Here is a 26,371-nt window from a genome sequence, read left to right as displayed (position 1 = left end):
CCATGAAATCGTTTAATCGTTCTGGGATCTATCTGGCGGTGATGTCGGCGATGCTGCCGGGCGCCGCGCTGGCGGCCGACGCCACCGATGTCGGCACCATCAGCGTCAAGGGGCAGTCGCTCGGCGGCGGTATGATGGTGCAGGACGACAGCGCCAAGGCGCGCTCCACCGTCACCAAAGAAGCGATGGACAAAATGCCGGCGGCGGGGAACGCCATCGATAAGCTGAAATACACGCCGGGCCTGAACGTCAACAGCAACGACGCCAGCGGCCTGAGCGGCGTGGACTACACCATGCGCGGCATGAACTCGGATCAGATCGGCCTGTCGATGGACGGCATTCCGATCAACGACTCCGGCAACTACGCGGTGTACCCGAACCTGCTGGGCGACGCGGAAAACCTGGAGGAGGTGTTCGTCACCCAGGGATCTTCCGAAGCGGACGGCCCGCACATCGGCTCCAGCGGTGGCAACATCGGCCTGGTGACGCGCCGCCCGGCGAAAGACTTCGGCGGTTTCCTCAAGCAGACGCTGGGCAGCAACAGCCTGAGCAAAACCTTCGCCCGCCTCGAGACCGGAGAGTACAACGGCTTCAGCAACTGGCTCTCCTATTCGCACACCGAGGCGAAGAAGTGGCGCGGCGAGGGCCGGCTGTACTCCGACAAGTTCGAGATGAACTCGCTGTATGAAGACGGCAACGGCAACAGCAGCAACCTGATCATGAAGTATAACCGTCAGAACAACACCAACTACAATACCCTGAGCAAGGCGCAGTTCCAAAACGACGGACGTGACACCGACTACGTCACCACGCCGGAGTACAACAACAAAGGGCAGTTGAACAAGTACTACAAGATCGAGCGCAACCCGTTCGAAACCTTCACCCTGTCGTTCAGCCAGAAGCTGCAGCTGCGCGACAACCTGTCGTTGACTCTGCAACCCTATTACTACTGGGGCAACGGCGGCAGTTTCAACGGCCAGACGGCGTCGGTGCTGTCCAGCACCTCTAGCAAGGCCGGTCAGTATGACCTCAGCAATCTGCAGTCCAATACCTATTACCGCCCGTCGTGGACCCAAACCTGGCGGCCGGGCATCACCACCAAGCTGAAGTGGGACATCAACGATCAACACAGCCTGGACGTCGGCTACTGGTACGAGCGCGCGCGCCAGCTGCAGACCCAACCGTTCATCAGCATCAAAGATGATGGCAATCCGGCGCAAATCTCAGGCAAACCGGGCGGTTCCGATCAGGTGAAGGACGCCAACGGTAAGACGGTACAGGGGCGCAATCAGTACACCATCACCCCGGCGCAGAAGGTGTGGCTGCAGGACACCTGGTTCGCCACGCCGGACTGGACCTTTGTCGGTGGGTTGGCCTATCAATACGTTGAACGCAAGGGACAGCGGTATGGCAGCCTGACCGAGCGGCCGGACAGCAAAAACGCCAAGTACCATGAGTTCCTGCCGAACTTCAGCGCCAGTTATAAGGTGAACCAGGAAAATCAGGTGTTCTACAACCTGACGCGCAACATGCGCACGCCGCCGAACTACGTGCTGTACAACGCCGGCGACTCGCTCAGCACCAAGCCGGAACTGAGCTGGAACCATGAATTGGGCTGGCGTTTCCAGCAGGAAGACATGCTGCTGAGCGCCACGCTGTTCTACATGCGCTACAGCGATCGCCAGATCTCCACCACCAACTCGTCGGGCGACTACGAGATGATGAACATCGGCAACGTGGAGAACAAAGGGCTGGAGCTGGAGTGGAGCGGCCAGTTGCCGCATAACTTCAACTACTACACCTCTTATACCTACACCGAGTCGAAGCAGAAGAGCGACATTGTCAGCAACGGGTTGCCGCTGCCGACCTCCGGCAAAGAGGTGCCGAACGTGCCGAAAAACCTGCTGAATATGACGTTGGGTTATGACGACGGGCTGTATTACGGCAGCGTCAGCGGCAAGTACGTCAGCGCGTTCTACGGCGACTTGACCAACGACGAGAAGATCGGCGGCCGCACGGTGTTCGATCTGGCGGCGGGGGTGCATCTGCCGGTGGACAAAAAAATCGTCAAAAGCGCCGCGCTGCGCTTTGGCATCAGCAACCTGTTTGACAAGGAATACCTGACCTCGGTGCGCACCACCACCTTCAACGCGGCGCCTTACGGCGGCGTGAAGGCCAGCACCCCGTATTACAACGTCGGCGAAGAACGCACCTTCAGCGTCTCGCTGGAAGCCACCTTTTAACTGAACGCCCTGCCGCCTGCCGGGCGGCGGGGCAGAGGAGCCCTGTATGGACGCCAATCTGTTGCACGACATTATTTTCTACGTGATGTACGCCGCGCTGGCGATCGCGCTGGTGATCATCATCGAACGCACGCTGTACTTCGCCTATACCCAGCGCCAGGCGCGCCGGCTGGAGCAGGCGCTGACGCCGGACGTGCGCCGCGCGGCCGATCTGCCGGACGAGCTGACCCAGCGCAACAGCCTGCCGATGGCGGTGATCGCGCCGGTGCTGGCGCAGAAACACCGCGCCGGCGATCGCGAGGCGATCGGCGATCTGATCGACGCCCAGTATCTGCTGAGCAAGCCGCCGATGGCGCGCGGCCTGTGGCTGCTGGAAACCGTGGTCACCGCCGCGCCGTTGCTGGGGCTGCTGGGCACGGTGATGGGGATCATCGAAACCTTCAAGGCCCTGGCCGCCTCGGGCGTCTCCGAGCCGAGCCTGGTGTCGGCCGGGATGGGCACCGCGCTGTACGCCACTGGTCTCGGTATCGCCATCGCGCTGCTGTGCCTGGTGGCCAACAACTTCCTGCAGAGCCGCATGGAGCGCATCAACGAGCTGCTGAAGGTGCTGCTGATCCGCGCCGGTCAACCGGCCAGCCGCCCGGAGAGCGGCAGCGGTGAACAATGGGTTGACAGCGGGGCGCCGCGCTATGCCTAATGGCCATCCAACACGGCGGCCGTTCGGCCGCCTTTATACGGCATTGTGGGGCGGTTGTTTGTTGATGTTGAGCCAGAGCGCTGCGGCGCGTTTTGCGATTCCCGGTTATGAGCTGGTGTATACCGCACCGGTAGAAACTGCGCTGCAGGCCGACGACCTGCGCAACACCGCCGAGGTGTGGCGCGAGATGTTCGACGCGGCGAAAACCCGCATCGATCTGGGGCAGTTTTACGTGGCGAATCAGGACGGCTCCTTGCTGGACGGCGTGCTGCAGCGCCTGAAGGCGGCCGGTGAGCGCGGGGTGAAAATCCGTTTCCTGATGGAGGAGAAAGGCATCCGCAACTCCACCGCCGAGACGCTGGAACAGCTGAAGGCGATCCCCAATCTGGAGCTGCGCATCATTCCTTACCAGAAGCTGAGTGGCGGCATCCTGCACGCCAAGTATCTGCTGGTGGACGGCGAACAGGCGTTTGTCGGCAGCCAGAACTTCGACTGGCGCGCGCTGGAGCATATTCACGAAACCGGGCTGCGCATCAGCGACGCCAAGGTGGTGGGGCAAATTCAGGCGATCTTTGAACAGGACTGGCAGGCGCAGGCGCTGCTGGCGCAGGATAAACCGGTGCCGGCGCTGCCCGATGCGCCGCCGACCGCGCCCCCGCAGGGCGACTATCTGGTGGCCAGCCCGCGCGCCTACAACCCGGCAGGGGTGATCGACTCGCAGGCTGAGCTGCCGCGCCTGCTGGCCGGCGCCAAGCGGCGGGTGCGGGTGCAGGTGATGGATTACGCGCCGCTGTCTTTCGGTCCGGAGCGCAGTCGTCCCTTTTATGCGGTGATCGACAACGCGTTGCGCGGCGCGGCGGCGCGCGGGGTGCAGATCGAGCTGATGGTGGCCAACTGGAACACCAAAAAGCCGGACATCGCCTGGCTCAAGAGCCTGGCGCTGGTGCCGAACGTGCAGATCAAAGTGGTGACCATTCCCCCGGCCAGCAGCGGTTTCATTCCGTTTGCCCGGGTGATCCACAGCAAGCTGATGACCATCGACGATGAGATTGCCTGGGTGGGCACCAGCAACTGGACCGGCGGCTATCTGGACAACTCGCGCAATCTGGAGCTGGTGTTGCACAATGCGACGATGAGCGGGCGGTTGGACCAGCTGTATCAACAGCTGTGGAACAGCGTCTACGCCGAGCCGTTGAAGCTGGATTACGATTATCCGACGCCCAAGCCGGGCGGCGTTAAGTGAATATTATTTAGAGTATTGGCTATGACTAATGAGGTATGAATTCTGGTATTCATACCTCATTAGGTTGTTTGAGGTGTGTTTAGGATGTACGATTCCTATATTCAATGCAATGATATAGGTTAGGCAATGGAACATGCTCATAAAAAAAATCTGCTACTTGAACGAATAAAAAAGAATAATAAAAAAAGAAATGGTGGAGTAAAGCAGCTATTCTCCATCTTTAATGAACAGTGGAAGTTAGTTACTATTACTGCGTTCACGATAGGTTTCTTAAATTATTGGATATATCTTTACTCCATCGGTAGACGTGACTTTATTTGGGACTCTCTGGGAGGGTTCAATACATTTATTATTTTTTCAATATCGGTAACTTTGAGCACAATGGCATTGGCTTTCTTTCTCTATGCACCTTCTTTATTGATTTTCTTAATTCGATATGAAAAGGTTGGTCGTAGAGATTTGGAGCCTTGTTTTTGCCTTCTTATGTCATTTTTCTTTTCGGTTTTTATCATTTTCTTGCTCTCCATCCTTTTTAGTGAAATTAAGGGGGTGTTATTGATTATTGGTATGACAATCATCTTAATTTTTTTGATGTTCTTTATAATTACAAGGTTTATGTTTGGTTTTGAGGGGAGTAAATTAAAAAGTACATCGATTGCCATGGGGTTGTCTATCTATTCATTGTTTTTCATGGTAATTATCATGAGTCTTAGTGATATGGGTAGTTCTGAATCATGGAGTCAGTTACTCGCAATGTTTACCTTGCTGATGATTCAGCTACTTCCTGGCTTAGTCTTGTTCTTACCTGGCAAAAAAAATAGTAAAAGAAATAAAAAAGATGACTTTGTTCTGTCGGTGGTTTTTGGTGTGTATATAATGCTCATTGCTATCCCCGGTGCTTTTTTATATGCTCAGTATGGCTCTCTGAAGTTTTTTGGAATCATTGATGTTGATACTCACATCTTTCATATAAATAAAAATGATTTCGACAACCGTTTGATTGATAAGGTTGATTGGAGTTTAGATAGCGGCTTTAGTTGTATGAAAAATGGGTTTGACTATAAGGGGGGGAGTTTGATTGCGGGGGCGATCGGCTTTCGTTCTGGAGGAAGGATTCTTGTTTGTCCACCTAATTACCCTAAGGTTGTGAAGGCATTCTTGCAGGAGAGAATGCTAATTATTAATTATATAAAGAAAGGTATGCATGTGGATTTAGAAAAAGAAACTAAAAAATGCATTGCTCTTAGTGATACGCCATCCTTACAACAAGATGTATTGGAATCAACTTTTTTTTATGGCTATAAAAATTAGTTAGTTACATAGCAATGATGAAATGTTGCGGGTAGATTATATCTTCCCGCAAGCATTTTTACCGCCGCCAGCCGGCCTTCTCCAGCGCCGTCACCAGCTGTTCGGCGCTCAGCCCTTCCGCCCGATGGCCGTTGCCGCTGACGCTATTGGCCGCCAGCAGCGCATTGACGATCGCTTCCTCTACCGCTTCCGCCGCCGCGGCGAACAGCGCCGAAATATAGTCGTTGTTCACCATGCGCAGCGGCGTGGTGAAAGCGCCTTTATTGGCGTAGTCGGCGGGCGGCAGGCCGTCGTTGCCGGTGGCGAAGGCGATAAAGATATCGCCGCTCGAATCTTCGGTGCCGCCGCCGGTACGGGCGATGCCGATGCTGGCGCGCTGCGCCAGGCGCGCGCACTGGTGCGGCAACAGCGGCGCGTCGGTCGCCAGCGCCACGACGATGGAGCCCATGCCGGGATGCGGCAGCTGCGGCGTGAACGGCGAGGGGATATGCCCCAGATGGCGGCCCACCGGGTAACCGCCCACCAGCAGCGACTCGCGCTTGCCGTGGTTGGCCTGCACGATGGCGCCCACCGTCCAGCCGCCCTGATCGGCGGGCAGGCGGCGCGACGCGGTGCCGCTGCCGCCTTTGAATTCATGGCAGATCATGCCGCTGCCGCCGCCGACCGCGCCTTCCTGCGGCAAGCCACCCCGGGCCGCCTGCTGCGCCTGGCGCACGTGCTCGGCCTTGACGTGAAAGCCGTTGATGTCGTTGAGCAGGCCATCGAAGGTTTCCATCACCACCGGCATATTCCAGTACACCGCGTTGTCGCCCGCGGGCAGCGTTTCGCGTTCCAGCGCGATCAGCGCATCGCGCACCACGCCCACGCTGTGGGTGTTGGTGAAGGCGATCGGGCTGGTCAGCAGGCCCGCTTCGCGCACCCATTCCAGGCCGGTGGCGTCGCCGTTGCCGTTCAACACGTGCACGCCGGCGAAGCAGGGCGCGTGGCGGGCGGAGCCGGGGCGCGGTTCGATCACCGTCACGCCGGTGCGCACGCTGCGCCCGTCCGCCAAATCGGCATGAATGCTGGCATGGCCGACGCGCACGCCGGGCACGTCGGTGATGGCGTTCAGCGGGCCGGGCGTGCCCTGGCCGATGGTGATGCCCAGATCCTGAGCGCGCTGCGTCATGGTTATTCTCCTTCTATTGAGGGGGCGGCGAGGGGCGCCGTCTGGCGGCCGCGCAGATGGTTCAGCGCCAGCCCGAAGCCGACGATGCCGGCAATGATAATAAAGTCTTTCAGGCTGCTGGCGATCAAAATCGTCCACAGCACGTACAGGCAGCACAGCAGCGCCGCCAGCACCGGCAGCGGCCACAGCGGCATCAGGTAAGGATGGTGGAAGTGGCGGCGGCGGCGGCTGATCAGCGCCGCGATCGCCATGATGATGTACACCAGCAGCAGCAGGATCACGGTGAAGGAGGTCAGCGATTCGAGATCGGAGCAAAACGCCAGCAGCGCCGACGGCACGCCGAACAGCAGGGTGGCGATCCAGGGGGTACCGAAGCGCGGATGGATGATTTTCAGCGCCCGGTTGAACGCTGGCAGCCAGAAGCCGTCGCGCCCGCTGGCGAACATCATGCGGCTGAATTGCGCCACGATGGCGATGATGGCGTTGAACACCGACAAGTAAATCGCGCCACTCACTACCCGCGCCAGCGTCGGGCCGCCGAGCTGGGTGACCACATAGCCGACCGGATCGGCCTGTTTGGCCATCTCCGTCAGCGACGGCGAGCCGATCAGCAGGGCGGTGAACGGCACCAGTTCCACCAGCACCACGATGACCAGCGTCAGCATGATCGCCATCGCCATCGGTCTGCCCTGTTCGCGCATGTCCTCCGCCATGTACACCGCCGCGCCGTAGCCGTTGTAGGAGAACAGCGCGACCCCGACCATCGCGACGATCAGCGGCAGCGACACCGGCGCCAGGCTGCCCTGCGCGTCCAGCATCACCGGCGCGGTGAGGATCTCCGTGCTCTGATGCGGGTGGCTGAAGCCGAGCCAGGCGATCAGCGCCAGCACCGCTACTTCCACCACCAGGAAAGCGCCGGTCAGCAGGGCGTTGGCCTTGATGTTGAAAATGGCGCAGATGCCGCCGACCAGCACGGTGAGCATGCCGGCGGTCGAGGCGTCGAATTGGGTGCCCAGCGCGGTGTTCAGGTAGGGCACCGCGCCGGTGGCCAGCACCGCCGGCACGAACAGCGAGGCGCTGAGGATAAACAGGTAGGTCTGCAGCCCGCACAGGGTGCCGAACAGGCGTTTGATGATGCTGTATTCACCGCCGGCGCTGGGGTGTGCGGCGCCGAGCTCGGCATAGCACAGCGCGATGGTGGCGGCGACGCAGGCGGCGATCAGGAACGACAGAAAGGCGCCACTGCCGGCGCTGGCGATCGCCAGCGGGGCGATGACGAAGATCGAACTGGCCGGCGTCACGCCGGACGCGGTGATCATCACCACGTCGAGGACGCTGAGATTGCCTTTGAAGGTGTGTTCAGGGGCGGACTCTTGCATGGTTAACGACTCCATTAACGTGTGAGTGAGTTATTGTTTTGCTGCACAGGCTGTACGCAGGAATCAAATGGAGCGCGCGAAATGCCGGGGAGCTTTGCTCCCCGGAAGTTTATTATTCTTATGTGTTACCCCTGCCCCGACGGGAAGCTGAAGCTGGCGCGCCGGGCGTCGCCGGAAGCCGGCCAGCGCTGGGTCACGGTCTTGCGTTTGGTGTAGAACCTGACCGCGTCCGGGCCGTAGGCGTGCAGATCGCCGAACAGCGAGCGCTTCCAGCCGCCGAACGAGTGGTAGGCCACCGGCACCGGCAGCGCCACGTTGATCCCCACCATGCCGACCTGAATGCGGCTGGAGAAGTAGCGCGCCGCTTCGCCGTCGCGGGTGAACAGGCAGGTGCCGTTGCCGTATTCGTGGGCGTCGATCAAGGCCATCGCCTCCTGCAGCGAAGCCGCGCGCACCACGCCGAGCACCGGGCCGAAGATCTCCTCCTGATAGATGCGCATGCCGGGCGTCACGCGGTCGAACAGCGTTGGGCCGAGGAAGTACCCCTGGCTGGGGCGGCCGTCGGCGTCCGTCACGCTCAGCTCGCGGCCATCCACCAGCAGCTCGGCACCTTCGGCCACGCCCTGATCGATATAGCCTTTCACCTTCTGATAATGCTGCCGGGTCACCAGCGGCCCCATGTCGTTGCGATTATCGCTGCCGGGGCCGACGCGCATGGCGGCCATCTGTTGCCGCAGCCCGGCGACCAGCGCCTCGGCGGTGCCTTCACCCACCGCCACTACCAGCGGAATGGCCATGCAGCGCTGGCCGCACGAGCCGAAGGCGGCGCCCATCAGCGCGCCGACCGCGCCGGGGATATCGGCGTCCGGCAGCACCACCGCGTGGTTCTTGGCACCGCCCAGCGCCTGTACCCGTTTGTTCTGCGCGCAGCCGGTGTGATAAATGTGTTCCGCCACCGGCGTCGAACCGACGAAGCTGATCGCTTTGACGCGCCCGTCATGCAGCAGCGTCTCCACCGCTTCGCGATCGCCGTTGACCACGTTGAGCACCCCCGGCGGCAGTCCGGCCTCCGCTGCCAGCCGCGCGATATACAGCGCGGCGGAGGGCACGCGCTCGGACGGCTTCAGCACGAAGGTGTTGCCGCATGCCACCGCCATCGGCCACATCCACAGCGGCACCATCGCCGGGAAGTTGAACGGCGTGATGCCCGCCACCACCCCCAACGGTTGAAACTCGCTCCAGCTGTCGATGCCCGGCCCCGCCTCTTTGCTGTGTTCACCCTTCAGCAGCTCCGGCACATAGCTGGCGTATTCGATATTCTCGATGCCGCGCTGCAGTTCGCCCAGGGCGTCGCTGAGCACCTTGCCGTGCTCGGCGGTGATCAACTGGCAGACGGCGTCGGCGTGCTGCTCCAGCAGATCCTTGAGCTTCATCATGATGCGCGCGCGTTTCAGCGGCGGGGTGTCGCGCCAGGCGGGATAGGCCTGTTCGGCGGCGGCGATGGCGCGCTCCACCGTGGCGCGGTCGGCCAGCTGCACCTCCTGCGCCGATTGGCCGGTGGCCGGGTCGTAAACCGGCTGGCTGCGTTCGCCGCCGGCGGCGGGCTCGCCGTTGATCCAATGGGTAATGGTCATGGTTCTCTCCTTATTCGGTGGCGTTGAGGGCGTCGCCCACGGCGTTGATCAACGCGTCGATCTGCGCTTCGCTGCTGATGAACGGCGGCGCCAGCTGCAGAGTGTCGCCGCCGTAGCGCACGTAAAATCCGCTTTCCCAGCAGCGCATCGCCGCCTCGAAGGGGCGCCGCGCCGGTTCGCCGGGCCGCGCCGCCAGCGTGATGCCGGCCGCCAGGCCGATATTGCGAATGTCGGCGACGTGTTTGGCCCCCTGCAGGCTATGCACCGCGCGCTCGAAATAGGGCGCCAGCGCTTGCACGCGCTCCACCATCTGTTCGCGCTGCAGGATGTCCAGCGTCGCCAGCGCGACCGCGCAGCTGACCGGATGGGCGGAGTAGGTGTAGCCGTGCGGGAATTCGAGCTGGTAGTCCGGTTCGCCGCTGTCCATGAAGGTGCGGTAGATCTCCGGCCGCACCACCACCGCGCCCATCGGCTGCGCGCCGTTGGTCACCTGTTTGGCGATGTTCATGATGTCCGGCGTGACGCCGAACGCCTCGGCGCCGGTCATCGCGCCGCAGCGGCCGAAGGCGGTGATCACTTCGTCGAAGATCAGCAGAATGTCATGTTGGGTACAGATCTCGCGCAGGCGCTGCAGGTAGCCGACCGGCGGCACGATCACCCCGGCGGAACCGGAGAAAGGTTCGACGATCACCGCGGCGATCGTCGAGGCGTCGCGCAGCGCGATGATGCGGCTGAGCTCATCCGCCAGCTCCGCCCCCTGTTGCGGCATGCCGCGCGAAAAGGCGTTGCCGGCCAGCAGGGTGTGCGGCAGGTGATCCGCCTCGGCGCCGGCGCCGAACGCCTTGCGGTTGCCGGCGATGCCGCCGACCGAGATGCCGCCGAAGTTAACGCCGTGGTAGCCCTTTTCCCGGCCGATAAAGCAGGTTTTGCCCGCTTGGCCCTTGGCGCGCCAGTAAGCGCGTGCCATTTTCAGCGAGGTGTCCGCCGCTTCCGAGCCGGAGCCGGTGAAGAACACGTAATCCAGCCCCGCCGGCGTCAGTGCCTTGATCTTGTTGGCCAGTTCGAACGACAGCGGATGGCCGAACTGAAACGCCGGCGAGTAATCCAACGTCGCCAGTTGGCGCTGGGCGGCGGCGGTGATTTCCTGCCGGCCGTGCCCCAATCCGCAGCACCACAATCCGGACAGGCCATCGAAAATCTTTCTGCCGTCGTGGCTGGTGTAATACGCCCCTGCGGCCTGAGTAATGATGCGCGGCTGCGCTTTAAAATTGCGGTTGCCGGTAAAAGGCATCCAATGGGCCTCTAATCCTTCGGCATCGAGACGATTCAGCGGGTAATTTTCAGCGGCCATGTTTTCCTCCGGACAGGAAAATAAGTGCGATTAATTAAATAAAACGAGTTGTTAACGAATTGTTGTGCGAAATTGACTATGTACCGCTTGTTCTCTACTGTGAATAATCATATGTCGAAACTTACTTAAGGTTTTATGCAAGTAAAAAAGCGCGCGTTGTTAGGCCAATTGTCGGATATGGATCTGCGTTTGCTGCGGGTATTCAAGGCCGTGGTCGACTGCGGCGGCATGAGCGCCGCCGAACTGGAGCTGAACATCAGCCTGTCGACCATCAGCAAGCACATCAAGGATCTGGAGCAGCGGCTGGGCCTGACGCTGTGCCAGCGCGGGCGCGAGGGCTTTGCGGTCACCGACGAGGGGCTGTTGATCTACCAGGAAACGGTCAACCTGCTGGCGGCCACCGAGGCCTTCCGTCGCGGGGTGGACGAGGTGCATCAGCGCATGGGCGGGCAGCTGCACGTGGCGATATTCGACCATACGGTCAGTAATCCGCAGGCGCAGATCGGCCGGGCCATCGCGTTATTCAGCGAGCGCGCGCCGGAGGTTTCTTTGCAAATGTATGTGGAGCCGATTAATACCATTGAACGCGGCGTTATTGACGGGCAATTTCAGGTTGGGGTTATTCCCATGCACCGCAGCGCGGAAAGTTTATCTTATCATTCGTTATTCAGTGAGAGGATGTTCTTATATTGCGGCGCGCAGCATGAATTATTTTCCGCCCGCCATGAAACATTAAATTGGGATCTGCTGCACAATTATGCCTTCGCCGGATTAGGCTATCATTCACCGAATATGGAACTGAGCCTACAGCAACATTTGCATCGCAAGGCGACGGGATTTGCGCAGGAATCGATAGCGACGTTAATTCTGTCCGGCAAATACGTCGGCTTTTTGCCCGATCACTACGCGGCGTTTTTTGTGGCGCAGAACCTGATGCGGGCGATCAAACCGGCGCTGTTCCGCTATCACTGCGAATACTCCAGCGTGCTGCGCCGCTCGCCGGTGCCGCAGCGGGTGGTGAAGCTGTTCCATGAGTGCCTGCTGGCGGCCCACGGAACAGCGTGACGCTTACTGCTCTTTCTTCTTGCCGAAGATTCTGATCAGCGCGCCGACCAGGATGCCGACCGCGATGCCGGCGAAGATCCAGCCGATGATGCCCATTTCCTTAACTCCTGCTAGTGCGTTGATCTGATTATATAATCATTCGACGCGAAACGCCTCTTCGATCATCCGTTGCCGCTGCGCCGGCGCATAGTCGATCCAGGAATTCTTGCTGTTGGATTTCTCCAGCGCTACCGCCAATTCCTGGCCGGAAATCGGCAAATCGTCCTGCCAGAACGGCGCGATGGCGTGACGGGTGATGAAATCGGTCAGGTAGCTCTCCGGGCTGCCCTGCCAGTGCGGATACAAGCGCGCGGCCAGCTCGGCCATCAGCGCGCGCTGCTGCGGCTGTTCGCTGCTTTCCAGCAGGGCGAGGAACGGCAGCAGCAGGCGGCCGCAGACCTGGCCGTGATGGTAGTCGCGCAGTGCGCCGATCTCGCCGGCGATGCCGTGAATGACCCCCAGCCCGGCGGCGCTCAGCGTCAGCCCCCCGAGGTACGAAGCTTGCATAATCGCTTCGCGCGCCGCGTCGCTGCGGTTGAGCGCCGGCCAGGCCGCAAGGAAGTGGCGGATGCCGCTTAACGACATGTCGCGCGTCATGGCACCGGCGGTTTTCGACAGATAGGCCTCGAACAGGTGGGTGAAGGCGTCGATGGCGCAGTAGGCCAGCACCTTGTCCGGGGCGCCCGCCAGCAACTGCGGATCGAGAATAGCGGTATGCGGCACGAAGTTGTTATGGCGCAGCGAGGCCTTCACTTTGCTGACCTGGGTGTCGGTGATCACCGCGTTCTGCGTCACCTCGCTGCCGGTGCCGGCGGTGGTAGGAATGGCGATCAGCGGCAGGGTGGCGCCGCTGATTTTACTGTCGCCCACCTTTTCCATATAGCGCAGCGTCGGCAGCGGGTGCTCCACCAGCGCGGAGAACGCCTTGGCGGCGTCCAGCACGCTGCCGCCGCCGATGGCCACCACGCGCCGCACCTGGCCGCGCCAGCGCGCCACCCAGGCGTCTATTTCCTGCGGCGACGCCTCGTGGCTGACGATCTCAGTGCCGATGAACAGCGGCGTCAGCGACTCGCGCAGGCCGGCGTACACCGGGCCGTTGAGAAAAGAGCGGCAGCTGAACAGCAGCGTCGGCTGCGGATCGGCCAGCAGCAGCGGCGGCAGCTGTTGGATGCTGCCGTGGCCGAACCAGGTCTGGCGGTTGGCGATGATGTGGCTGACGGACATGAGGTCTCCTTGACGGCGTTGCGGGGCGCGATGCCACAGCATAAGCCAGCGGGCGCGGAGCGGCCACCGCTTTCCCCGCCGTGGCAACCTGTGAGTTGTTTAACATGTAAACGATCTCGTTCTTGCATTTCGGCGCGCCGGATGCTTTTTTTAACAGTACCGGCCGTCATGCGGCCAACACCATCCGAAATCGGTAGATTGTTAATGTATTAATAATGGCGAGGCGGGTATGGATATTCAGGTTGAACGCTTGTCTGCGGTGATCGATGCGGTGGCCAGCCCGCGTTTTTATCCCAGCCTGCTGAACTGGCTGGAAGGGTTTTTCGCCTTCGACAACGCCATCGTCTATGCCTTCGAACGCGGCCGGCCGCCGCGCTGCCTGATCAAAACCGAGCGGGAAAACAGCGACGCGGTCAACCAGATCTACCAGCAGGGCGCCTATCTGCAGGATCCGTTTTACCGCGCGCTGAACGACGGCGGCGAAGGCGAGGTGCTGACGCTGCGTCAGCTGGCACCCTGCGGGTTTTATCACAGCGACTATTACCGTAACTTTTATCGCAAGACCGGCTGGCACGACGAGGCCGGGGTGCTGCTGCAATTGACGCCGGAGCGCGGGCTGGGTGTGTTCTTTGGCTCGGCGCGCCGCACGGTGGCGGTGCGTTACCCGCAGCGGGCGGATCTGCGCAGCGCGCTGACGCTGGTGAAAAGCGTGGCGCGGCTGCACGGTGAGGTGGTGGCGGCGCCGGCCGAGGCCGCGACGGTGAACGACGGCGGCGCGCAGGCGCGCTATCTGCTGACGCCGCGCGAGCGCGAGATCGTCGATCTGATCCTCGCCGGCTGCGGTTCGCAGCAGATCGCCGACCGGCTGTTCATCAGCCTCGGCACGGTAAAAAATCACCGCAAGAACATCTACGGCAAGCTGAACATCGGCTCGCAGGCCGAACTGTTCAGCCTGCTGCTGACCGCACCGCAGCGGCGCAGCGCGTGAATGTTAATTTTTTGTAGCGAATGTCCCTAAGGGGACATAGCGGCACGGCTGCTGCCTCCCGATAATCCGATGTCATGGCATAGGCAATCGGGAGTGCGGCAGTGAACAACGAAATCGAGTCCTTAACCTACTACGCGGCGACCAAAAAATACGATCTGCGCTTCCCGACGCTGGAAGAGGATCTGGACGTCGACGTGGTGATCATCGGCGGCGGCTTCTCCGGTATCAACACCGCACTGGAGCTGGCGGAGAAGGGCATCACCAACATCGCCATCCTCGAAGGCCGCTATCTGGGCTACGGCGGCACCGGACGCAACGGCGGCCAGGTGATGGCCGGCATCGGCCACGATCTGGAGAAGATCAAACGCCACGTCGGCCCGTCTGGGCTGGAAACCATCTTCAAGATCAGCAACCTCGGCGCCGGCATTATCCGCGAGCGCATCAATAAATATGACATCGACGCCGACTTCTGCTTCGGCTACGGCTATCTCGGCAGCAACGCGCGCCAGGAGAAGACCCTGCGCGGATGGCTGAAGGAGTTCAGGGCGGTGGCGCCGGACGAAGAGATCGAGCTCTACACCGGCGCGGAGGTGAAGCAGGTGGTGGGCTCCGACGCCTATACCTGCGCGCTGAAACACATGGGCGGTGGCCATGTGCATTCGCTCAACCTGTTGCTGGGCGAGGCCAAGGCGCTGAGCGGCTACGGGGTGAAAATCTTCGAAAACAGCAGCGTGCTCAACGTGGAATACGGGCCGCGCATCACGGTGCGCACCGCCATGGGTTCGGTGCGCGCCAACAAGATGCTGTGGGCCTGCAACGGCTTCCTCAACGGCATGGAACCGCAGATCTACCGCAAGACTATCAACACCTACGCCTTCCAGCTGGCCACCGAGCCGCTGTCTGACGATCTGATCCGTCAGATCAGCCCGATCCGCGGCGCCTACAGCGACATTCGCCCGGTGATCGACTATTACCGGGTGACCAACGAAAACCGGCTGCTGTTCGGCAGCGCCACTCGCCTGATCGAATATTTCCCGTCGGATCTCAAGGCCTGGAACCGCAACCTGATGCTGAAGGTGTTCCCGTACCTGAAAGACGTGAAGATCGATCTGGCCTGGGGCGGCCCGCTGTGCTGCAGTGCCAACCTGTTCCCGCAGATAGGCACGCTGCCGGATCGCGACAACGTGTTTTACGTGCAGGGCTACTCCGGCTTCGGCGTGACGCCGAGCCACATCGTGTGCAAGGTGCTGGCGGAGGGCATGAGTGAAGGATCCGATCGTTACGATCTGATGAGCTCGATCCCGCACGTCAACATCTTCGGCAAGGACAAGCTGCGGCGAGTGATGACCACCGCCGGTAAGGTTTGGCACCAGACATCCGGCTATTGGAAAGGCCGCCGTTAATCCTCAGAGGAGAATGACATGAAACCGTTACTGCTTAAACAACCGCTGCCGGAACTGCTGGAGATCGGCAGCGTCAGCAACCTCGGCGCCACGGTGATCGCCGGCACGCCGACCGTCGGCGTGGCCAGCATCTTCGGCGAACCGACCGACAATCTGAACTGTGGCGTGTTCAGCTGCACCCGCGGCAGCTTCGTGATGGAATATCCGTTCGCCGAGCACGCCACGGTGTGGGAAGGCAGCGCCACCCTGACCAACGAACGCACCGGCGAATCGGTGCAGTATCAGGCCGGCGACTCCTGGTTCGTCGAGAAGGGCACCCCGGTGCGCTGGGACATCACCTCGGATCGCTTCGTCAAACACTACCTCGCCATCGTCGAGGGCTGATACCGCCATGCCCCCCTCGGCCCGCTGAGGGGGAGCGCCTTAACCTAACGCCCGCGCAATAAAGTCGCTTACCCGCTTGAGGATCTGATCCTTATTGGTTTCGTTAAAGCTCTCGTGCCGCCCGCCCGCATTGATCATCCGTTCGAAATCGTCGCCCCGCAGGCGATCGAGCGCGGTTTGCGTTTCGCTCATCAGCACCAGCCGATCGTCGTCGCCGTGGATCCATAGCGTAGGCAGCGCGCCGAACCCCGGCCCGGCGCTGATGGCGGCGAGGATCCGTTGCATGGCGCGTAGGGTGGGGCGTTTGAACGGCCCGTGCCACACCAGCGGATCTTCCTGATACGCCGCGCCAACCGCCGGATCGCGCGCCAGGGTGGCGGTATCCAGCGGCGCGTCGGGGATCGTCGGCAACTTGGCCAGATCGGAGATGGCCGTTCTGTCGCCGAGCAGTGGGCCGGACAGCACCAGCGCGCTCACCTCCTCGGCGTGGCGCTGCGCATAGCGGGTGGCGATCATGCCGCCCATCGAGTGGCCGATCACCACCAACGGCAGCGTCGGATACTGTTGGCGAAGATGCTCGACCACGCGCTGAACGTCGTCGACGACGGCGTCATAATCCTCGATCAGCACGCGCTCGCCCTGCGACAGGCCGTGACCCAGATGATCGGGGCCGAATACCCGCGCCCCCTGCGCCTGCAGCGTGCGCGCCACGTATTGATAGCGGCCGAGATGCTCGCCGTAGCCGTGCACCAGCAGCGCCAGATAGCGCGGCTTGTCGTTTCCCCAGTCATGCAAGGCGATGTCGCCGTGGCGGCCTTTGATAAAGTTGACGGTTTGTTCGGGCATGTTATTGTTCTCATGGTGGTAGGGTTGCCCTTCAGCGTAGCGGCTGGCGGCGAGGTTGTCAGGGGCGCCGGATGCGGCGCCCGCAGAGAGGACATTACAGACCGAACTGGCGCGCCAGTTCGTCGAGCGCTTCGCGCTGGAAGCGATTGAAGGCGTCGCGCGGCTGCTGTTGCTGGATGAACGCCAGCAGCGGATCCTGCACTTCAGTGCGCACGCCGCTCAGCTGCTCCATCACCGCCAGCCCACAGAACGGCACGTAGGATTCGGCGTAGCCGCCTTCATGCACCATCACCAGTTTGCCGCCGCACAGCCGGTCGGCGGCGTCTTGCACCAGCGCGGTCATGGCGCGGAAGCTGTCGCTGTGCAGCTGCATGCGCGCCAGCGGATCGAGCGCGTTGGCGTCGTAGCCGCAGGCGACGATGATCAGCTCCGGCTCGAATTTTTCCAGCGCCGGGATGACGATGCGCCGCATGGCGTGCAGGTAGCCGTCGTCGCCGGCGCCGGCCAGCATCGGCACGTTGACGTTGCAGCCTGCCCCGGCGCCTTCACCGCGATCCTGTTCGCCGGAATAGCCCGCCGGGAAGCAGCCGTCCTGATGCAGCGACAGCGTCAGCACGTCGCCGCGCTGCCAATAGATGTGCTGGGTGCCGTTGCCGTGGTGCACGTCCCAGTCGAGCACCGCCACCTTGCCCAGGCCGTAGCGGGCCTTGGCGCGCTCGATGGCGATGGGAATATTGGCCAGGAAGCAGAAGCCCATCGATTGATCCGGCAGGCAGTGGTGGCCCGGCGGGCGCGACAGCGCATAGGCGTTATCCAGCTCGCCCTGCAGCACCGCTTCCACCGCCGCGCAGGCCAGCCCGGCGGAGAGTTTGGCGATTTCATAGCTGCCCGGCCCCAGCGGCGCCTCTTCCCCCAGCAGGCCGCCGCCGCTGTCGCTCACCTGTTTGAAGCGCTGCAGATAGTGGGCGGGGTGGATGCGCAGCAGGTCTTCTTCCGTCGCCGGTTCGGCGCTCAGCAGGGTGAGCTGGCGCGACAGGCCGGACACGTCCATCAGGTTCTTCATGCGCCGTTTGGTTTCCGGCGATTCGGCGTGGCCGGCGCCCGAAGGCGGTTGCACCCAGCCGCCGACCGGCAGGGTGGTGGCGTGCAGGCCGGTGCTGTGCCAGAAACAGCGTTCATCAAACAAGAAACCGGTTGTTCTTTTCACCTTTCTCCTCCTGTTATACGGCGCGGTGTGCGCGGTGAAGCCAGCGAAATCAACAGCAGCGACAGCAGCGCGCAGCCCAGCGCGCCGAACAGCAAGGCGTTGAAACCGCCGGAAGATTCGATCAGATAGCCGGCCAGCGTCGGGCCGATAGCCATGCCGCCGCCGATCACCAGGTTGATGCCGTTCATCAGCTTGCCGTCGTTATCCAACCCGGCGACCCGCGCCAGAATGAATGGCAGCACGAAGGTCCAGGTGAATTTGAACAGCAGGGCCGCCAGGGCGAAGCGCAACAGCAGGGGCTGGCCAGTCAGCAGCGCCACGCTGGCCAGCAGCAGGGCGTAACCGAGCACGATCAGGCGTCCGCCGCCGAAGCGCGCGCCGATCATCGCCGCGGCCCCCGCGCCGACGATGCCGAGCAAGGTGGCGACGGCCAGCACCTGGCCACTGTGAGCCGGCGACAGCCCGGCGCCGGCGGCGATGCCGCCGATGAAGGTCCAGACAGCGCTCAGGCTGATGTAAAAGGTCAGCACCGCCAGTACGGCGCACAGCTTGCGCGCCAGCGAAGCAGCGGGGCCGCTGCGGGCGGCGCGGGCGGCGGTGAAGCCGCTGGGAAACGCCGGGATGAGCGGCAGGCAGCACAGCATGATGGCCGCCAAAATCAGGTAGACCGCCATCAGGCCGAAGTGCGCGAACAGCGGCGGCAGCACCAGCAGCCCAACCGCGCCCAGCACCAGCTGGCCGAGCACCCAGAAGGCATACACCCGGCTGGGATTGGCGGTGCCGGCGGCGCAGGTGATGCACAGGATCATCAGGGTGCCGCCCGCCAGCGAGGCGATAAAGCGCAGTGGCAGCAGCAGGGTGAAGTCCTGCACCAGCGCCGAAGCCAGGTTGCCGGCGATAAACACCAGCGCCGACAGCGTAGCGACTCGTCGCCAGTTGATGCGCCCGATCCACCACCACGCCGGCAGCGTGGCCAGGCTCATGGCGCCGAGTTCGGTGGAAAACAGGTGGCCAATCTGCGCCGGGCCGAGCTGCCACTGTGCGGCGAGCTGGGCGGCCACGGCGGGGGCGGTCATCAGAATGCCCGGCGCGATGGCGGCGAAGACGATAATGGCGGTCAACAGCCGCGGCGGGCAGGGGAGCGCCGCGCCGACGGCGGGCGCGGAAACCGAATCACTGGACATAAAGCTTATTCCCCAAGCGTTGAGTGACGATGAAATATCCCGCCAGGCCCGATTGCGGGCAGGGGGAGGCCGCGCCATAGATGGCGAATACGTTCTGACGTTATTTTCCGGACGCCGGCGACGGCGGCCGTTATCGGGCGTTAACCGTGGGCGAGAAAGCCGCTGGCGACCAGTTCGGTGCGATTCACCACGTCGGTTTTGGCGAAAATATTGCGCATATGGGTTTTCACCGTAGACAGCGAAATGCCCAGTTTCAGGGCGATGCGCTTATTGCTGGCGCCTTCGCGCACCATATTGACGATCTCTTGCTCTTTGGCGGTCAGCATCTGCGCCTCGCTGTCGGGCAGCAGATCGCGCGTCGCCAGCTCGATCAGCGGCAGCACCGCGCGCAGGCGGCCGCGCTCCACTTCGGTGAACGGCGTATCGCGGATCAACGACACCCCGGCGACGATGCGCTTACGCTGGCGGATGAAAATCTCCGTCATGTCGCGCATGTCGTTCGGCAGCATAAAGTCGTGGTAATAGCGGCGGTTGCCGGCGATCGCCGCCGGGCTCATGCCGACCATGGTGATGTCCTGGCGATGGAAATTGGCCGGCTGCAGCGGGTCAATTTGCTGGAAGTGGTTCAGGTACTGCTGATGCGTTTTATCGGGCATGCCGTGCAGGATGTAGTGATCCGGCCGCAGGTTGCGATCGACCAGATAAAACACCCCGGCGGAGACCGGGATCAGGTGTGTAATGGTCGCCAAACAGCTGTTGATAAAGGCATCGGATGCGGTGCTGTGCATGATTCGTGTTCCTCCCTTTATCGTTCAATCTGGAGAATGTTGGCGGTCAATATATGAACGATACAAGCATAGTTGTAGCAATTTAGCAACACAATAAAAACATGTTAACAACGTGAGGTGGGTTGCAATAAAGTGCATAAATAACAAACAAGAAGTCATTTTTTTTAGATGGTTTATCGGTTTCAAAAAGATCGATTTGTTAATGTATTAACTATCTGCGAATACTTTCCTGTTGAACTTAAAGATTTTTTTCTTGCAGCCAGTCGCTGTTCTATCATTTTCCTTGGGATGTCCTAATGCTAGGGAAGGGAGTGTCTCGTTCCTAGGAACGATTGCAATTGCATTTGATGTATCACTTGTCATGAATGGGCATGATGGCACATTGAGGGGCGGCGTCGCGGTCAATGGAACCCAATGATGGTGTTGAAAAGAGGAAACGAATAGGAGAAAAGCTGGCATTCAATGGGATTCTCAAAGCATTTATTCTGATGTTGGTTATCCGCTTATGATAAAAATGTTCTATAGTTTCATATTGATTGTTTTGAGTGAAATGAAGTCATATATGGGTTAAGAAATGGCAAGGTGCTTATGTGATACTTGTTTTTTATGATAAAAATCAGTGTACTGGATTGGTTTTACTGGAGTCGGTAGCACACCGTTTTATCTGTGTCAGAGAGCATTCATTTTAATTGCGAGATTTTTCTATGTTTCTATGATTTTTAAGACTGAATCATGTTTACGAAGCGATGGCTGACAGTATAACTATTTAAATTAACCTGTAGGCCGTTTAGATGAAAACTTGAAATTAAACAATGTAAAGAGTTAGATTGTGAATATTAACGTGTTGAAAAATTTCTCTTGGATGGTAATTGAAAAGATCGTGTCAGTTTTTGGGCTGATTTTTGTTACGTCTTATGTCGCTAAGTATATTGGTCCATCCGCTTTTGGTACAATGGCTTTTGCTATCTCAGTTTTTGGAATTGTTCAAGCCGTGTCCTTATTCGGTTCTGAGACGATAATTTTTAAACGCGTGAGTAGAAATGAGCGCTCAGGTATTCGGCTCATGCTGTCGGCAAAAAAATTGAGGCGAAGCATCTTCTTTGTGTTAGCAACGGTATTAATCATCTATTTTTATTTCATGACAGACACACTGACGTTTATTTTTTGCCTGGCAGCGAGTATTGCGGCCTATTTTTTTTCTCAGGATGTTATTGCCATTTATAACGATGCCGCTTTGAATTCTAAGTTTAATGCTTTTGCGAACGTTATTGGGTTGGGTGTTAGCCTGTTGCTTAGGTTAGCTATAGTGAATGCCAATCTTGATATAAAGTATCTGGCAATTCCTATTGTTACGACGGCCATTATTCCTTACTATATCAGGCTATTGTTTTTTAAAGCACGGCATAAAGTAATCAATAAGAACAGGTTTGGGGATAGGCGCTACATTATATATATACTATTTGCTGGACTGCCATTGGCGATATCAGGAGTATCAATTTCGATATATACTCGCCTGTCACAGGTATTGCTGGCTAAGTACGGGTCAACGGCTGAATTGGGACTGTTCGCGGCGGCCAATACGTTAGCATCCTCTTGGACATTCATTAGTCTAGCGTTTATTACCTCCTCGTTTACCATCATTTATAAAGAGAGTGACAGAGAAAAATCCATTAATGAAGCGGCAAAGTTAAATGGTATCGTGCTGTTGTTTTGTCTTGTTACGGTTACATTAATTATCATTTTTGGCCGACTTGTCATAAGTGTGCTCTATGGTGACCAATATGAGGATGCCTACCCGATTATGATTATATTGGCCGTCGCTACCGCATTTTCAGCTATGGGGCCAGTGGCTTATCGTTATATAATTAAGGAATCTGGGTATAAATTTATATCGTGCAAAACATTTATCGTTTTTATTATTAATCTTCCATTAAGTATTATTCTAATTTCTCATTATAGCGTTTTGGGAGCTGCATATAGCATGTTAATAACGGAGTTTATTTCATTGACAGTGTTGAACTACTTATTTAATCAAGGGGTTATAGCAAGGGTGCATATTAAAACATTCAATCCTTACTTGTATTTTAAAAGGAAGAATCCTTGATTGTCGTTCGAAAGAGTACGTGGCGAGTATTCTTTAGAAAATGTTTCTGCGAGGCTTTCACGAAAAGTGTTGTTTTTTAATAATGTGGTATTGGTTTTTAATTGCACGATATTGACTACAGGTGGCAGGAATAATAGACCCTTGACATGGACTATTTTCTTTTTTTCTGCAGCGTTGAGTTTTCAGTGAAAATGCGAATGTAGTTTTAGATATAGCTATCCGTTTTTTGACTGCACTGCAAAATAGATGAAGTTGACATCTTATCGGATTGAGACTTGTCGAATAATTTCCCGTTTGCCTTCACCGCCACCGCCATCCATCTCTCTCACTTGCTCATCACTAAGCCCTCGTCCTTAAGGACGATAGTCAGCATTTTCCTTTCCTCTCTATAGTGAGATGACCGCCACTGGCGGTGAAAAACCTGCAAGCACCTGCATGCATCAGGCCAAAACTATAAGAGGAAATAACCATGAACCTGTCGTCGCGGTTGCACGCCCACCTGGCTCGAGGCAAGGTCGGCTTTCCCACCACCCTGGCCAGTTCGGTCGGGGTGATCATGGCCAGCCCGGTGATCCTGACGGTCACCAGCGGCTTCGGCATCGGCGGCGACACCTTCGCGCTGGCGATGCTGATCGCCTTCATCATGATGCAGGCGCAGCTCACCACCTTCTCCGAAGCGGCGGCGCTGCTGCCGACCTCCGGTTCCGTTTACGACTACATCTCCTGCGGCATGGGGCGCTTTTTCGCCATCACCGGCGCGCTGTCGGCCTACCTGATCGTGCATATCTTCGCCGGCACCGCCGAGACCATTCTCTCCGGCATCATGGCGCTGGTGAACTTCGAGCACCTCAACACCCTGATGGAAAGCCACAACGCCTCCTGGATGGTCGGCGTCGGGTTGGTTGTGGTGTTCGGCCTGCTCAATGCGTTCGGCATCGAGGCCTTCGGCAAGGCGGAGATCGTGCTGACCTTCGCCATGTGGAGCACGCTGGTGATCTTCGGCATCGTCGGGCTGCTGTCGCCGCATGCGGTGCCGCTCGAGGGTTGGTTCGGCAGCACGCTGAGCCTGAACGATCCCTTCGCGGTATTCAGCCTGATCGGCATGGCGATGTTCATGTTCGTCGGCTGTGAGCTGGTGACGCCGATGGCGCCGGAGATCAAACGCTGCGATCGGGTGATCCCGCGCGCCATGGCGCTCGGGCTGTGCGGCGTGGCGGTGTGCATGGCGCTGTACGGCGCGGCGCTCAGCCACCAGGTGGAAAACGTGGTGGTCGATGCCGCCAGCGGCACGCGCCTGCTGGAAACGCCGATGGCCATCCCGGCCTTCGCCGGCCAGGTGATGGGCCAGTTCGGCAAATACTGGCTGGGCGTCGGCCTGCTGCTGGCGGGCGCGGCGACCATCAATACGCTGATGGCGGCGGTGCCGCGCATCCTTTACGGCATGGCGCTGGACGGCGCGTTGCCGCGCATGTTCGCTTATCTGCACCCGCGCTTTAAAACGCCGGTGGTCGGCATTCTGGTGGCGGTTCTGATCCCCTGCGTGCACGCCTTCGCCATTCAGGGCAACCTCGACAAGATCATTCCGTTGGTGCTGGCGGCGGTGTGCGCCTGGGGCGTGGCCTACCTGCTGGTGACCTGCTCGGTGGTCATCCTGCGCCTGCGTCGCCCCGATCTGCCGCGCGCCTATAAATCGCCGTGGTTCCCGCTGCCGCAAATCGTCTCCAGCGTCGGCATCGTGCTGGCCATCGTCTACATCACGCCGCCGGGGATGAACCCGAGCGACGTTTACATTCCCTTCGGCTGGATGATCGGCCTGACCGCCGCCTATGCATTGTTCTGGACGCTGTGCGTGCAGAAAGTGAATCCGTTCAAGCCGGTGCCGGTCGAGCAGGTGCTGGAAAATGCCTTCGCCAAGGGCGAAAACGAGGAGGCGCAGTTTGATCGGCTTACTTCCCTCACTTAATCGCGCCTGGCGGCGAGCGCCGTCGGGCTATCGTCCGGGCGCCGCGCTGGATCGCCTGGCCCGCAACCTGGAACCCTACGCGTGCGAACGTCTGGCGCCGGGCCTGCTGCGGCTGACGCTGCCGCAGGGGCCGCAGATCGAGGTCAGCGAACAGGTGCAGGGGCTGTTTATGGCGCATATCGTCAGCCATCGCTTTCGGTTGCAGGGTGCGTGCGCGGCGCAGCCCCCGCTGACGCTGGACGTGCTGACCGGCGGTTGGCTGCGGCGGCACGGCGTGCGCTATCTGCTGCGTCAGCGCCATGCGGCCGCGCAGCGGGTGCTGGATGGCCTGCTGCGCTACCCGCAGATCGGCGAGACGCTGGCGCAGCTGGATTTTCGCCGCGTGCGGCTGACGGTCAAAGACGGGCGCTGGCAGGTGGATATCGAGCATTTCGCCGCATCGGAGGTGGTCAGCCGTTTGCCGGCCGGCCGCCGCTATCTGCGGCTGGACGCCGAACAGCGGCGGCTGCTGTTGAGCAGCCTGCTGATGATCGGCCAACTGATGGAGAAGCTGAATCATGAATAGAGTGGTTGTGATTACCGGCGGCGGCACCGGCGTCGGCGCCGCCTGCGCCCGTCTGCTGGCGGCGCAGGGCGATCGGGTGTTCATCATCGGCCGCCGCCCGGAACCGCTGGCGGCGCTGGCGCATGAGATCGGCGCGCAGGCGCTGGTGGGCGACGCCGCCAGCGGCGAGAGCTGGAACCACACGCTGCTGCCGGCCATTCTGCGCGACGCCGGGCGCATCGACTGCCTGATCGGCAGCGCCGGTGGCATGGGCTTCAAGCGCATTACCGAGATGACCGACGAGCAGTGGCAAGGGGCGATGGACAGCAACCTCAACAGCGCTTTCGCCAGCGCGCGCGCCTGCTTGCCGGAGCTGATCAAGAGCGGCGGCAACCTGCTGTTTGTCGCCTCGATCGCCTCGCTGGCCGCCGGGCCGGAGGTCTGCGGTTACGTCACCGCCAAGCACGCGCTGATCGGACTGATGCGCTCCATCGCCCGCGACTATGGCCCGCTGGGCGTGCGCGCCAACGCGGTGTGCCCCGGCTGGGTGACCACGCCGATGGCGGACGAAGAGATGCAGCTGCTGATGGACGCCCATCAGATTTCGCTGGAGCAGGCTTACCAGATGGTCTGCCGCGATGTGCCGCTGCGCCGGCCGGCCAGCGCCGAGGAGATCGCCCGCGTCTGCCGTTTCCTCTGTTCCAGCGAGGCTTCAATCATTACCGGCGCGGCGCTGGTGGCCGACGGCGGCTCCACCATCGTCGATGTGCCGACATTGGCTTTCACTTCCCTGTAAGGAGCATTTCCATGAGTTCAGAAGCGGTATTCATTCAGGTTGGCGCGCTGGCGGAAGGCTTTGCGCCGCACAGCAATACGCTGGAACGCCAGCACGGCCTGGCGGGCACCACGCTGACGCTGCGCTTTCGCGACGGTGCGACCCAGCGCTGCCGGTTCACCGACGAGCAGACGCTGGAGTGGGGAGAGCGGCGCGGCGTCGCCTATCGCGCCACCAGCATTCGCCCCGGCGTGCTGTTCATCGATTTTCTCGACCCCGCACGCGCCAACGCCAGCATTACGCTGGTGTGCGACCGCAATCAGGGCAACTTCACCGCGGTGTACGGCCAACTGCCGGACGAAGCGCAGGCGCGGCTCGACGCCTTCAGCCGGGTGGAACAGGGGCTGCCGCTGACCGCGGTCGAGGCCGAATTCCGCTTCGGCACGCTGGATGACGCCGACGTGGCGCCGCCGGGTTTTACCGATGAGCTGATCGGCATGCGCAATATGTACACCTACAGCCCGACCGAACGCTACGAGCATATCTACCTGAACGACAACTTCTACGCCTGGCAGTGTCTGGACGGGGTGGAGAAAGGGCTGGCGGACGTCGATCGCTGTCACTACGTGAAGGTGGCGGAGCAGCTTTATCTGTTCGTCTGGCGCGAGAAGATCATTCCGACGCTGGGCGTGGTGATGATCGATCTGCAAGGCATGCGCACCGACGGCAAGATCCTCGGCTATCAGGGCAGCGATTTCAGCGCGCTGAGCAACTTTGCGGTCGGCGCCCACGCGCAGGTGCTGAACACCACGCGCCACCCGCGAGGATAGG

General features: G+C 60.1%; 22 protein-coding genes. 13 read left to right on the top strand and 9 right to left on the bottom strand.

The genetic code is table 11. The annotated features are described in order from the left end of the window. Nucleotides 1-2 precede the first annotated feature (2 nt). The 4 genes from AAIE04_RS17035 to AAIE04_RS17020 all read left to right on the top strand — a co-directional run bounded on the left by AAIE04_RS17035 (nt 3) and on the right by AAIE04_RS17020 (nt 5,494). Nucleotides 3-2,243, top strand: coding sequence for a TonB-dependent receptor family protein (locus AAIE04_RS17035; RefSeq protein ID WP_198635781.1), 2,241 nt, complete (start codon nt 3-5; stop codon nt 2,241-2,243). Nucleotides 2,244-2,289: 46 nt separating this feature from the next. Beyond that, nucleotides 2,290-2,940 (top strand): MotA/TolQ/ExbB proton channel family protein, encoded by a 651-nt coding sequence (locus AAIE04_RS17030; RefSeq protein ID WP_019454931.1) that lies wholly within the window; start codon nt 2,290-2,292, stop codon nt 2,938-2,940. Continuing rightward, on the top strand, nt 2,933-4,183 hold the full coding sequence (locus AAIE04_RS17025; RefSeq protein WP_498577377.1) for a phospholipase D-like domain-containing protein: 1,251 nt from the start codon (nt 2,933-2,935) through the stop codon (nt 4,181-4,183). Before AAIE04_RS17030 ends, AAIE04_RS17025 begins: the two co-directional genes overlap by 8 nt. A 126-nt stretch (nt 4,184-4,309) precedes the next feature. Next, a complete protein-coding gene (locus tag AAIE04_RS17020; protein ID WP_160125720.1) occupies nt 4,310-5,494 on the top strand; it encodes a hypothetical protein in 1,185 nt (394 codons plus the stop codon). 58 nt (nt 5,495-5,552) lie between these two features. Here AAIE04_RS17020 and AAIE04_RS17015 read toward each other — a convergent pair whose 3' ends face one another. The 4 genes from AAIE04_RS17015 to aptA form a co-directional block, all read right to left on the bottom strand. After that, nucleotides 5,553-6,662, bottom strand: coding sequence for a DmpA family aminopeptidase (locus AAIE04_RS17015; protein ID WP_019454933.1), 1,110 nt, complete (start codon nt 6,660-6,662; stop codon nt 5,553-5,555). Between the two features lie 2 nt (nt 6,663-6,664). Then, nucleotides 6,665-8,041 (bottom strand): APC family permease, encoded by a 1,377-nt coding sequence (locus AAIE04_RS17010; protein WP_193843248.1) that lies wholly within the window; start codon nt 8,039-8,041, stop codon nt 6,665-6,667. 125 nt (nt 8,042-8,166) lie between these two features. Continuing rightward, on the bottom strand, nt 8,167-9,675 hold the full coding sequence (locus tag AAIE04_RS17005) for a CoA-acylating methylmalonate-semialdehyde dehydrogenase (protein WP_019454935.1): 1,509 nt from the start codon (nt 9,673-9,675) through the stop codon (nt 8,167-8,169). A gap of 10 nt (nt 9,676-9,685) precedes the next feature. Next, complete coding sequence (aptA, locus tag AAIE04_RS17000; protein WP_063918093.1) at nt 9,686-11,026, bottom strand: omega-aminotransferase AptA; 1,341 nt, start codon at nt 11,024-11,026, stop codon at nt 9,686-9,688. Between the two features lie 135 nt (nt 11,027-11,161). Between aptA and AAIE04_RS16995 the strand changes: the two genes are divergently transcribed. Beyond that, nucleotides 11,162-12,091: a LysR family transcriptional regulator gene (locus tag AAIE04_RS16995; protein ID WP_025159607.1), complete on the top strand. Its 930-nt coding sequence runs from the start codon at nt 11,162-11,164 to the stop codon at nt 12,089-12,091. A gap of 135 nt (nt 12,092-12,226) precedes the next feature. On the opposite strand, the gene AAIE04_RS16990 is transcribed toward AAIE04_RS16995, so the two are convergent. Continuing rightward, nucleotides 12,227-13,354: an iron-containing alcohol dehydrogenase gene (locus tag AAIE04_RS16990; RefSeq protein ID WP_074055333.1), complete on the bottom strand. Its 1,128-nt coding sequence runs from the start codon at nt 13,352-13,354 to the stop codon at nt 12,227-12,229. A 229-nt stretch (nt 13,355-13,583) separates the two neighbouring features. Between AAIE04_RS16990 and AAIE04_RS16985 the strand changes: the two genes are divergently transcribed. The 3 genes from AAIE04_RS16985 to AAIE04_RS16975 all read left to right on the top strand — a co-directional run bounded on the left by AAIE04_RS16985 (nt 13,584) and on the right by AAIE04_RS16975 (nt 16,129). After that, nucleotides 13,584-14,342 carry a helix-turn-helix transcriptional regulator gene (locus AAIE04_RS16985; RefSeq protein ID WP_309530868.1) on the top strand — a complete coding sequence of 253 codons (759 nt, stop codon included), beginning with the start codon at nt 13,584-13,586 and terminating at the stop codon, nt 14,340-14,342. A gap of 101 nt (nt 14,343-14,443) precedes the next feature. Continuing rightward, entirely contained in the window at nt 14,444-15,745 is a 1,302-nt protein-coding gene (locus AAIE04_RS16980) for an NAD(P)/FAD-dependent oxidoreductase (RefSeq protein ID WP_498577376.1), read from the top strand. 18 nt (nt 15,746-15,763) lie between these two features. Continuing rightward, nucleotides 15,764-16,129, top strand: coding sequence for a cupin domain-containing protein (locus AAIE04_RS16975; RefSeq protein WP_019454941.1), 366 nt, complete (start codon nt 15,764-15,766; stop codon nt 16,127-16,129). A gap of 39 nt (nt 16,130-16,168) precedes the next feature. On the opposite strand, the gene AAIE04_RS16970 is transcribed toward AAIE04_RS16975, so the two are convergent. The 4 genes from AAIE04_RS16970 to AAIE04_RS16955 form a co-directional block, all read right to left on the bottom strand. Continuing rightward, nucleotides 16,169-16,975: an alpha/beta hydrolase gene (locus AAIE04_RS16970; RefSeq protein WP_498577375.1), complete on the bottom strand. Its 807-nt coding sequence runs from the start codon at nt 16,973-16,975 to the stop codon at nt 16,169-16,171. Between the two features lie 94 nt (nt 16,976-17,069). After that, nucleotides 17,070-18,182 carry a class II histone deacetylase gene (locus tag AAIE04_RS16965; protein WP_019454943.1) on the bottom strand — a complete coding sequence of 371 codons (1,113 nt, stop codon included), beginning with the start codon at nt 18,180-18,182 and terminating at the stop codon, nt 17,070-17,072. Next, nucleotides 18,179-19,366 carry an MFS transporter gene (locus AAIE04_RS16960; protein WP_197667693.1) on the bottom strand — a complete coding sequence of 396 codons (1,188 nt, stop codon included), beginning with the start codon at nt 19,364-19,366 and terminating at the stop codon, nt 18,179-18,181. Before AAIE04_RS16960 ends, AAIE04_RS16965 begins: the two co-directional genes overlap by 4 nt. Before the next feature lie 140 nt (nt 19,367-19,506). After that, complete coding sequence (locus tag AAIE04_RS16955) at nt 19,507-20,154, bottom strand: helix-turn-helix transcriptional regulator (protein ID WP_019454945.1); 648 nt, start codon at nt 20,152-20,154, stop codon at nt 19,507-19,509. An 829-nt stretch (nt 20,155-20,983) separates the two neighbouring features. On the opposite strand from AAIE04_RS16955, the gene AAIE04_RS16950 reads away from it, so the two are divergent. The 5 genes from AAIE04_RS16950 (at nt 20,984) to AAIE04_RS16930 (ending at nt 26,370) form a co-directional block, all read left to right on the top strand. Next, nucleotides 20,984-22,258 (top strand): oligosaccharide flippase family protein, encoded by a 1,275-nt coding sequence (locus AAIE04_RS16950; RefSeq protein ID WP_498577374.1) that lies wholly within the window; start codon nt 20,984-20,986, stop codon nt 22,256-22,258. 469 nt (nt 22,259-22,727) lie between these two features. Then, nucleotides 22,728-24,221 (top strand): APC family permease, encoded by a 1,494-nt coding sequence (locus tag AAIE04_RS16945; protein WP_019454948.1) that lies wholly within the window; start codon nt 22,728-22,730, stop codon nt 24,219-24,221. Continuing rightward, nucleotides 24,196-24,786 carry a DUF3156 family protein gene (locus AAIE04_RS16940; protein ID WP_498577373.1) on the top strand — a complete coding sequence of 197 codons (591 nt, stop codon included), beginning with the start codon at nt 24,196-24,198 and terminating at the stop codon, nt 24,784-24,786. The genes AAIE04_RS16945 and AAIE04_RS16940 overlap by 26 nt, the downstream gene beginning before the upstream one ends. Continuing rightward, nucleotides 24,779-25,561: an SDR family NAD(P)-dependent oxidoreductase gene (locus AAIE04_RS16935; protein ID WP_025159608.1), complete on the top strand. Its 783-nt coding sequence runs from the start codon at nt 24,779-24,781 to the stop codon at nt 25,559-25,561. The genes AAIE04_RS16940 and AAIE04_RS16935 overlap by 8 nt, the downstream gene beginning before the upstream one ends. A gap of 11 nt (nt 25,562-25,572) precedes the next feature. Beyond that, nucleotides 25,573-26,370: a molybdenum cofactor biosynthesis F family protein gene (locus AAIE04_RS16930; protein ID WP_049300740.1), complete on the top strand. Its 798-nt coding sequence runs from the start codon at nt 25,573-25,575 to the stop codon at nt 26,368-26,370. Nucleotide 26,371 lies beyond the last annotated feature (1 nt).

The organism is Serratia sp. Ae19-1 (assembly GCF_059801225.1).
This window is presented reverse-complemented; position numbering and strand designations above follow the sequence as displayed.